Annotated in this window: 11 protein-coding genes and 1 pseudogene; 4 read left to right on the top strand and 8 right to left on the bottom strand. The window is 47.1% G+C overall.

What is annotated here, in order from left to right; all coding sequences use genetic code 11:
- Positions 1 to 63 precede the first annotated feature (63 nt).
- The 3 genes from sbcD to hlpB are packed head-to-tail and all read left to right on the top strand — an operon-like array spanning position 64 to position 4,944.
- The gene (gene sbcD / locus AC0C66_RS14195) at positions 64 to 1,239 is read left to right on the top strand and encodes an exonuclease subunit SbcD (RefSeq protein WP_072181839.1); all 1,176 of its coding nucleotides are present in this window, start codon (positions 64 to 66) and stop codon (positions 1,237 to 1,239) included.
- Positions 1,236 to 4,628 carry an exonuclease subunit SbcC gene (gene sbcC / locus AC0C66_RS14190; RefSeq protein ID WP_461845694.1) on the top strand — a complete coding sequence of 1,131 codons (3,393 nt, stop codon included), beginning with the start codon at positions 1,236 to 1,238 and terminating at the stop codon, positions 4,626 to 4,628. The genes sbcD and sbcC overlap by 4 nt, the downstream gene beginning before the upstream one ends.
- Positions 4,629 to 4,641: 13 nt before the next feature.
- Positions 4,642 to 4,944, top strand: coding sequence for an HNH nuclease-like protein HlpB (gene hlpB, locus AC0C66_RS14185; RefSeq protein WP_014113305.1), 303 nt, complete (start codon positions 4,642 to 4,644; stop codon positions 4,942 to 4,944).
- 36 nt (positions 4,945 to 4,980) lie between these two features.
- Here the strand turns inward: hlpB and AC0C66_RS14180 are convergent, their stop codons facing one another.
- The 8 genes and pseudogenes from AC0C66_RS14180 to AC0C66_RS14145 form a co-directional block, all read right to left on the bottom strand.
- Positions 4,981 to 5,199 (bottom strand): spore germination protein, encoded by a 219-nt coding sequence (locus AC0C66_RS14180; RefSeq protein WP_010333667.1) that lies wholly within the window; start codon positions 5,197 to 5,199, stop codon positions 4,981 to 4,983.
- 31 nt (positions 5,200 to 5,230) lie between these two features.
- Entirely contained in the window at positions 5,231 to 5,632 is a 402-nt protein-coding gene (locus tag AC0C66_RS14175) for a spore germination protein GerPE (protein ID WP_041520914.1), read from the bottom strand.
- Complete coding sequence (gene gerPD / locus AC0C66_RS14170; RefSeq protein ID WP_014113307.1) at positions 5,632 to 5,808, bottom strand: spore germination protein GerPD; 177 nt, start codon at positions 5,806 to 5,808, stop codon at positions 5,632 to 5,634. The genes AC0C66_RS14175 and gerPD overlap by 1 nt, the downstream gene beginning before the upstream one ends.
- Positions 5,805 to 6,422, bottom strand: coding sequence for a spore germination protein GerPC (gerPC, locus tag AC0C66_RS14165; protein ID WP_072181841.1), 618 nt, complete (start codon positions 6,420 to 6,422; stop codon positions 5,805 to 5,807). Before gerPC ends, gerPD begins: the two co-directional genes overlap by 4 nt.
- A gap of 22 nt (positions 6,423 to 6,444) precedes the next feature.
- Positions 6,445 to 6,678, bottom strand: a complete 234-nt coding sequence (locus AC0C66_RS14160; RefSeq protein ID WP_003224438.1) for a spore germination protein GerPB — start codon at positions 6,676 to 6,678, stop codon at positions 6,445 to 6,447.
- Between the two features lie 13 nt (positions 6,679 to 6,691).
- Positions 6,692 to 6,913 (bottom strand): spore germination protein, encoded by a 222-nt coding sequence (locus AC0C66_RS14155; RefSeq protein WP_003239409.1) that lies wholly within the window; start codon positions 6,911 to 6,913, stop codon positions 6,692 to 6,694.
- Positions 6,914 to 7,335: 422 nt separating this feature from the next.
- Positions 7,336 to 7,495: pseudogene (locus tag AC0C66_RS14150) on the bottom strand (aspartyl-phosphate phosphatase Spo0E family protein).
- 142 nt (positions 7,496 to 7,637) lie between these two features.
- On the bottom strand, positions 7,638 to 8,561 hold the full coding sequence (locus tag AC0C66_RS14145) for a CotH kinase family protein (RefSeq protein WP_072181842.1): 924 nt from the start codon (positions 8,559 to 8,561) through the stop codon (positions 7,638 to 7,640).
- Positions 8,562 to 8,715: 154 nt separating this feature from the next.
- Here AC0C66_RS14145 and AC0C66_RS14140 point away from each other — a divergent pair, with 154 nt between their 5' ends.
- Positions 8,716 to 9,621 (top strand): fumarylacetoacetate hydrolase family protein, encoded by a 906-nt coding sequence (locus tag AC0C66_RS14140; protein WP_014113312.1) that lies wholly within the window; start codon positions 8,716 to 8,718, stop codon positions 9,619 to 9,621.
- The last annotated feature ends 44 nt before the right edge of the window (positions 9,622 to 9,665 follow it).

The raw sequence follows: 9,665 nt of genomic DNA, 5'->3' as shown, positions 1-9,665 counted from the left end.
GTAAGCTCCGGGAATTCAGAAGGAGCGGATCTCGTTTTCTATACAAAAGTGAGGTGAAAGCATTTGCGGATTTTACATACGGCTGACTGGCATCTTGGAAAAACGCTAGAAGGAAGAAGCAGGCTGAGTGAACAGGCAGATGTGCTTGATGAATTGAATACGATTGTAAAGGAAGAGCAGATCGATGCCATTGTAATGGCAGGGGACGCGTTTGACACCGTGAACCCGCCGGCTTTAGCCGAGCAGCTGTTTTATGAAAGCTTGTCTTCGCTTAGCGACAGAGGAAAGCGCCCGATTGTTGTCATTGCCGGAAACCATGATAATCCTGACCGTTTGTCCGCCGCTTCACCGCTGACACATGAAAACGGCATTTATTTAATTGGCTATCCGACGACAGAACCGCTGCATATTGAAGTGCCTTCAGCAGGGGAGCTTTTGGCTGTCGGAGCGCTGGCGTACCCATCTGAAGCGCGGTTAAATGAAGTGCTTTCCGATACATTTGATGAAAAGCTGCTCCGTGATCATTATGACGTGAAAATCAGGCAGGCGTTCGAGCATATGACAAGCCGGTTCCGCAAGGATGCAGTGAAGGTTGCCGCCAGCCATATTTATGTGGCAGGCGGCAACCAAACGGATTCAGAACGGCCGATTGAAGTCGGCGGCGCTTATACGGTGGCTGCTGAAAGCCTGCCGGCGGATGCCGCTTATGTTGCGCTCGGCCATTTGCATCGTCCGCAAACGATCAAGCGGGCGCGGACTCTTGCGCGTTATTCAGGCTCTCCGCTCGCTTACAGCTTTTCTGAAGCGGGCTATGCCAAATCAGTGACGATCGTGGACGCAAAACCGGGGGAAGAGGCCTCTTGGCGTGAGGTGTTATTATCAAGCGGCAAGCCACTTGTGAAGTGGAAAGCCGCAAATGGCTTAAGCGAGGTGTACAGCTGGCTGGATGAAGGCAGGGATCAGAATGCTTGGATTGACCTTGAAATCCGTGTCTCGGACCAGCTGTCACTTGAAGAAATTCACAGGCTGCGAAAGGCGCACCCGGGCTTTATCCATATCAGGCCGGTTTTCGAAGAACAGAACAAAGACCGGGAACGGATCGAGGTAAAGCATGTGTCGATCGAAGACCGCTTTAAGAAATTTTATGAAAAACAAACTGGCGGCGCGGTGCCGGATGAAGAAATGGTGAAGCTGTTTTTAGAGCTTGCATCAGGCGTTGAAGAGGAGGATGCGAAATGAAGCCGATCGCCTTAAGCATTAAGGGGCTCCACAGCTTTAGAGAGGAGCAGACGATAGATTTTGAAGGTCTTTCCGGTGCCGGTGTTTTCGGCATTTTCGGCCCGACAGGAAGCGGTAAATCCTCTATCCTCGACGCAATGACGCTTGCTTTATACGGAAAGGTGGAGCGGGCAGCGAATAATACGCACGGGATTTTAAACCATGCGGAAGATACGCTGTCTGTTTCCTTTACCTTTGCGCTTCAGACAAATCATCAAATCTCTTACAAAGTCGAGCGCGTTTTTAAGAGAACGGATGAAATGAAGGTGAAAACGGCACTTTGCCGCTTCATCGAAATCAGGGACGAGCATACGGTGCTGGCGGATAAAGCCAGCGAAGTCAATAAAAGAGTAGAGGAACTCTTGGGGCTGACAATCGACGACTTTACGAGAGCGGTGGTCCTGCCGCAAGGGAAATTTGCTGAATTTCTGTCTTTAAAAGGGGCGGAACGCAGGCATATGCTTCAGCGTTTATTTAATTTGGAGCAGTATGGAGACCGGCTTGTAAAAAAGCTGAGACGGCAGGCACAGGAAGCCAATGCGAGAAAAAATGAAATGCTTGCTGAACAGTCCGGTCTCGGTGAGGCGAGTTCAGAAGCGGTTGAGCAGGCGGAAAAGGCTCTCGAACAAGCAGAAGCACGGCTGGAAGCGATGAGAAAGAATCGTGATCAGGCAAAAGCGCGGTTTACGGAGTATCAGGAGATTTGGAATGTCCAAAAGGAAAAAGCCGCTTATGAGGAAGAGAAAAAACGTCTCGAAGAAGAACAGCCGCAAGTAGACAGCATGCAAAAGCGTCTGCTGGAAGCCGAAACAGCCGCCGCTCTGAAGCCCTATGCGGACCGGTACGCAGAGGCGATCCAGCATGAGGAAAAAGCTGAAAAGGAACAAACGCTTGCTCAAAAGGATTTAGCAGACCGGACCGCTTTCTTTCATCAAAAACATGAAGAGTATGAAGAGTGGCGCCAGCATAAAAGCGAGAAAGAGCCTGAACTTTTAACTGAGCAGGAACAGCTTTCCCGTTTGCAGGAGATCGAAATCAAACTGAGTGAGGCCAAGCAAGAGGAAGAGCGCAAAAAGGCTGAACTTCAGCAGAAAGAAGAGGCCCTTCAATCTGTCATGAATGAATTGGAGACTGTAACAGACCGTCTCACACGAGGGCAAAACAGACAGACGGAATTGAAGCAGCAGCTCAAATCTCTGCAGGTGACATCAGATGAGCGAAAAAGCTGCCAACAGGCCGCAGAAATGGCATTGCGCATCAGACAGACTGAAGAGCAAATCACGAAAGAGAAAAAACGAAGTGACGCATTGAACCTCGTGCTTCAAAAGATGAATGAGGAGAAGAGTACACTCGTTCAAAAGATGGAAGCCGAAAAAAGCAACATCATTCAGGCATATGAGGCTGTACAAACCGTGTACCATATGGTGTGTGTGACAGAACGTTCATTAACACGTATGACTGAGCAGGCTAAAAAGAGACAGCAAACGCTTCACTCGCAGCGTGAAAAAGCAAGAGTGGCCCTGCTCACAAAAGAGTTAGCGGAAAAGCTGACCGCCGGAAAGCCCTGTCCGGTCTGCGGTTCAATCCATCATGATCCGTCTGCCTCAGTACATGAAACATATGAGCTCGACAGCAATCTTGAAGAGAACATCAAACAAACGGATGTGTTATTGACGGAAGCGGCAGCTCTCAGCCAGGAGATTCTTTCAGCTAAAATCACGCTTGAAGAACAGTCCGCGCGCTTTATTGAACAGTGTCCGTTTTTGCAAACGATTCAAGTACCGAACCTTGAAGCGGCAGCTTCTTACGAGAATCAGCCGGTGCATGAGGCGTTCGATACTGCCACAATTGAATGGAAACGAGTCAAACAGGATATTCTTTCTGTTAAAACACGAATGGCACAAATGATCAGCGCCTATCAGGAGTCTTTGAAAAAGGCCGATCAGCTTAATGAAAAAATCGGTTTTGAAAAAAGAGAGGCTGACCGGATTGAAAGCATCATCGCCGAGCTTCAGTCCTCGATGGACAGCCGCCTGAACATGTTTAAAGAAGCGTTTCAGGATCAGTCTGTGAATGAAGCGGAAAAATGGCAGCGAGCCATTGAAGAAAAGGATCGGGCCGCAGAAGAATGCGAAAAACGGATTGAGAAGAGCATCGCGTTTCTTGCTGAGCATGAAGCACAAAAGGAAAAGCTGCGGGAATCGGGACACCAGCTTGAACGGGAAAAGCTTGAGCTTCATTATGCGGCTGAACGCATCAAGAGCTTGATAGCTGATTATGAGCACGAGCTAGGAGATTACGCTAGAGGAGATTCGATCCAAATCAAACTCCGCTCTGTCCAGCAGGATCTAAAGCTGTTAAAGGAAAAAGAGCAATCTCTGTATGAAGAACTGCAAAGCGCCCAAACGATGCTCAATCAGGCGAAAAGCCGCGCTTCAGCAAGCGAGCTCACTCTTAAAGAAGCGAAGGACAGATTTGAAAAAGCGGAAGCTGCTTGGCTTGAGCATGCGAAAAGCACCCGTTTTACCCGGACTGAAGAGGTGGAGCGAAGTCTCATCCCAGCCGATGAACTTGACAAGATGAAAGCGGACATAGATCAGTTTATGGATAAACTGAAGCAAAATGCTGCAAACTTAGAACGAGTTGCAGAGATACTTGCCGGCAGAGCCTTATCAGAGAGCGAATGGAGCGAAACCGTTACGGCATTACAAGAAGCTGAGGACGCATTTGGCGCTGCTATAGAGGAAAAAGGCGCAACAGCGAAAGCACTGGCCGTCATTCGCGACCATCATAAACGATTTAACGAAATTGAAGCTGAATTGAAGAAATGGCAGACGCATATCGACAGGCTGGACAAGCTGCAAGCTGTGTTTAAAGGCAATACCTTTGTTGAATTTTTAGCTGAGGAGCAGCTTGAAAGCGTTGCGCGGGACGCATCAACAAGACTCGGCATGCTGACGAGACAGCGCTATGCCATCGAAGTGGATTCAGAAGGCGGATTCGTGATGCGGGATGACGCGAATGGAGGCGTCAAACGCCCGGTATCTAGCTTATCTGGGGGAGAGACCTTCCTCACCTCGCTTTCTCTGGCTCTTGCGCTTTCTGCGCAGATCCAGCTTCGCGGAGAATACCCGCTCCAGTTCTTTTTCTTAGATGAAGGGTTCGGCACCTTGGATCAAGATCTGCTTGATACGGTTGTGACAGCCTTGGAAAAACTGCAGTCAGACAATCTGTCTGTCGGTGTCATCAGCCATGTGCAGGAACTGCGGGCACGGCTTCCGAAAAAGCTGATCGTCCATCCGGCTGAACCGAGCGGCCGCGGAACACGGGTATCACTTGAGTTGATGTAAGGGAGGAGCGGATATGGCAAAGCGGATTGCCGGAATATGTGAGCTGTGCGGCCGGAGCGATGTCCAGCTGACAGAGCACCATCTCACACCGAAAGAGGAAGGCGGAACGTTTCTGCCGACAGCGATGCTCTGTATTCCTTGCCATAAACAGATTCATGCCTTATATACCAATCAAGAGCTTGCCGTTCGCTTAAACGGAATAGATGAACTCCGAAGCGATCCGCAGCTTGCCCGGTTTGTCAAATGGATCAGAAAACAGCCGTCTGAGAAGCTGATCAAAACAAAGAAATCAAATGAACGAAAAAAGAAAAGATGACTAAAAAGCAGCCCTCTCTTTGCAGAGCGGCTGCTTTTATCCGTTTCCAACCATATCCTGATCGCTGACATCGGGGTCTATATAATTTGTCGCGTTGACTGCGTTGTTTAATAGAAGGAAATCTCCCGTGTTTCCTGCTCCCGAACCGAGCGCAGATTTTGAAGAGCTTTTCGGAGAAAGGTAAAAGGAATCACCAAAGTTTACGACTCCGCCCGATATGGAATTGATAGCTATAGGCCCGACAATTGCTGGCATAAACGACACCCTTTATCGAAGTCTCTGTTTATTATATGCTCTTGTCTGGCGATTGTGAGCGCGGAGACTGAATCTGCCTGATATGTTTGATTCTCGCATCGCCGCGAACAAGCGAGGCCGCCCCCACATGAAAAACAGAAGAGGAGGAGACCCCTTGAATTTTGATGCTGCGAACATGAATAACCGGCACCTCGTGGCAAAATGCGCTTTGTACACCTGTTTCGGGAATCGGCTTCACTGCCTGCTGCTGAAAGATCTGGTATTCCTTTCTGTTAAATGAGCCTTCATTATTGTAAAACGTGGACAGTGAGCGCTGAACAGCAAATACTTTTACACTCATATCGATTTCGTTTGTGTCGCCGACTTGAAACACACTTGCTATTCCAAGGGAGTTAATTTTAAGCAGTCTGATGCGGGATATACGCTTAAGCATTATTCTGACGGCAGCGGAGCAAACGGCCCGATAATAAGAGATTCTGGCGGTGTATCGAAAATAGAAGACAGATAGATGGATTCAGTGTCTCCGATGTGGAAAACAGAGGAGCTGGATACACCATTCATCCGGATATCCCCGACTTCCAGGTTGCGGTTGATGACTGTAAAGATCATGCTTGCTCATCTCCTTTCATTTCGGATGGAATATGTTCCAGGAAATGTTCTACAGCACGGATCACGTCACGCTTCACATGCTCAGCGATATGTTCCGCATATTGTTTAGGCGGTGTATGTTCTTCTTTTTTGATATGGGACATATAATAGTGAATCCGGCTGTCCATTTGTTTTCTGATGTCTTCAATGACATGATGCTTGTTTGTATCGTCAAGCCTGCTGTTATATTGGTTTTCAAGCTGCTCCAAAACATCTGGGATTTCCTCGGTTAAGTACATGTCGACATTCTGGCGGATCTGCTGCATGAGCTGGGCACTCTCTTCCTGCTGCATCATCCCAATTTCAGGTGCTGTTTGGCTGACTTCAAAATTTTGGACGCTGTTCGGGTCTGTCGGATTTAAGCCGATATTCAAAGTCCCGTCAAGCCTTTCGATTTTCAGCTGATCAAATTTATACTCCACCCGCTCAATGGTAGTGGCCGGCCGCTGTTTCATCGTATTCATTTCAGTTTGAATCTCTTTCAGCTGACGTTCGAGCTGCTGAATATGAAGCGTCTGCTGCTGAACGAAGGAATTCAAGTTTTGCAAGTAAGAGGAAACAGATTGATCATACATGTCTTTCACCTCTTTCATATGATTAACGGCCAGGAGGCTGGAGCGGAACCAATGAACCTGTATCGGGCTCCTGTAATTCGACTGGCTGCCCCTGAGCGGAAACCTCGGGAGCCGCTTCTACATAGCTGCCTGTATTGTACAGGTTAGAAAGCGATTTAATGGACCCGGCGCTTCCGATTTGCAGAATAGAGGAGTTGCTGATTGATTCCAGCCGGAGATAGTTAATTTGAATGGTTTGATTAATATAAAAGTTCATGAAGCACACTCCTTTATGCATTCCCTACGATCGGCTGATCAACTGCATCGTTGTCATACACATTCGTCGCGTTTTTGTAATTCATCACCTTGAGGCTGTCACCGGTATTAAAACTGCCCGCACCGGCAAACGTTCTGACCTCGGCCTGAGGAGAAATCGTAATACAGTCCCCGATGTGAATGACTCCGCTCGTACCAATCGCATTAATTTTAAACGCTCCGACAATGGCCGGCATACGAGCACATCCTTTGTTGAAAAATTGAAAAAAGGCAGGTAAAGTAAAAATAGAATTTGATTTTAATTGGGCTATTCACGATAGCTTATGACAAACGCACATATGTGTGAGAGAAATTTAAAATGGGGCATATCGGCTTTGAATGTAAGCGATCACATTTTTCGGCCGTTATGTTTAAACATTTCAAAAGCGGGTATTGTATCAATTGAGCGGAAATGCGGCGATGGGTGCCGCTATCCGCCTGCGTGATTTTTGTTTCAGTCTCTTTTGGTGTTTTTGCGTGAAGAAATGCTTTTTGGAGTATGTCGTGCTGCGGAATCCGTTTTTTGGGCGGGCATATTCTCGCCCCAAGGTATATCCCAGAAGTGCTGAGCAAAAAGCGGAGTTACATGTGGTGTATTCAAATTGTTATAGATAATGATTTACATACGGGAGTTTTCGGGATATCCCCTCTTCTTTAATTCGGGTGTTCAGCAGGCTATCCAGCTTTTGGCTGCATTGAATCGTTTCCTTGGAATTCATGCCGTATTTTTGCGCTGTTTCAATTAGTGTGACTCTCATTTCTTCAATTTTGCTGTTCATTACACTATCTCCAATTCTAGAATTTATTTTGATAAACACGGATATCGTTAGTATAACCCATTTTTACTGAAAAGGTTGCCTTTCGTCAATTTGACTAAAAAAGCGACAATTTTTGCTGCGGCCTTTTTAATGGAAGAAAGGACTATAGTCTTGCTAAGTGTACTTGCAAAAAGTCCTGCCGCTCCTCAATTTCTCTAAGTATGTTTGTCTGCTCATTTTCGAATTGCAAGGGGCTTTTTTTTATGAAAGGATCATCATAAGCTTTTTGACAAATGTCAAGATGCCATTCGCTGATGAAAGGAGACAATCGTTCAATGGTAAACGACCGGTTCAGCACGTTTTTCATTAACGTGTGATATTGAGACCGGAAGGCGGGAATGGCAAGAAGCCTTGACGAAAGCGTCCGACCTTTTGTCAGCAGAGGGTCTTCGTCAGATCTTCCGCGTGCGGCAAGCGGTCTGGTCTCTATCGGGGAAACGTGAAGCCGGCCGGATTCGTTTAAACAAAATGTGTAATAAAAGCCTTGATTGGTGCAGGCGCTGCCGATCAGCCACAAAAAAAACAGTTTGACATCCAGATACATTTTAATGCGTTCAGCCAATTCGTCATCTTCAGCTGTGCGGATCAGCGTCAGAAATTCGTGTAAGAACGGGGAAGATTCATGTTTAAAAACGGACAGCGGAGCCCTCGGATCGGCTGTCTTCATTCGGTAACTTGTTCTATCGGCTAGCTGATGGTTCTTGATGCTCAAATAAATCCCTTCTGGCTCGCCATTGATGGTCAGAAAGCTGTACGAGGCAGCGGGAGCAGGGACGCCGATCTGGTTAAAAAAACAATAAGCGAGCCTGCGACGCATCAGGGACGGATCATCCTGTTCCGCATTCAAAAAAAGTGTGCTTTCACCAAACAGAGACTTTTCCCAGCTGATTTCATAGGATACCTTTTCCGCCTTGTCACGCTGTGTGAGAAGAATGGGAGAAACTGATCGGTTAGTCACCAGAAGCCCTTTGGCAGTACCTTTACGATTCAGCTGCTGCCGATGAAAAAATAAATGTACGCTCTCCATATTCTTTCCTCCTCCTCAAAACGACATTTGTATGATATGTGCAGCAAGCCCGTCCTGAAACGAAATGAAAACGGATATGAGAAAAAGGGATTTCAGCATTCGACAGAGAATACAAGAAGGAGCATTCTGATTTAAAAGATGATGGAGGAATAACATGAAATTTGCGACAGGGGAACTTTACAACCGAATGTTTGTCGGCCTGATCATTGATGATGAGAAAATTATGGACTTGCAAAAGGCTGAAAAAAAACTGTTTGAACTTGAGACGATTCCGGGATCGCTGATTGAATGTATCGCAGAAGGGGATAAATTTGTTGCACATGCAAGGCAGCTGGCCGAGTGGGCAAAGAAACCGAATGATGAGCTGGGATCATTTATGTATTCATTATCTGAGGTGAAGCTTCATGCACCCATTCCTAAGCCGTCAAAAAATATCATCTGCATCGGCAAAAACTACAGGGACCACGCGATTGAAATGGGAAGCGAAGCTGACATTCCGGAGCATCCGATGGTATTTACAAAATCGCCGGTAACGGTTACAGGGCATGGTGATATCGTTAACAGCCATGAAGAGGTCACCTCTCAGCTTGATTATGAAGGAGAGCTTGCTGTCGTCATCGGAAAAAGCGGCACTCGCATTTCAAAAGAAGATGCCTATGACCATATTTTCGGATATACGATTGTGAATGATATCACGGCGCGTGATCTGCAAAAAAAGCATAAGCAGTTTTTTATCGGAAAAAGCCTGGATACGACATGTCCGATGGGACCCGTGCTTGTACATAAATCATCGATTCAGGAGCCTGAGCGCCTCAAGGTTGAAACAAGAGTCAACGGCGAGCTGCGCCAATCCGGTTCGACGAGCGATATGATCTTTTCCATTCCGGAATTAATTGAAACCCTCTCAAAGGGGATGACGCTTGAAGCGGGAGACATCATTGCCACCGGTACGCCGTCTGGAGTCGGAAAGGGATTTAAGCCGCCAAAATTCTTGCGGCCAGGTGACAAAATCGACATTACGATTGACCCGATCGGAACGCTGTCAAACCAAATCGGCTGAATCAAACAGGGGCGGACTCGAACCCGCCCGTTTTTTCTGAGACT

Source organism: Bacillus sp. VA13, from assembly GCF_055710085.1.
The sequence above is the reverse complement of the archived record's forward strand: the minus strand, read 5'-3'. Positions and strand labels throughout refer to the sequence as shown.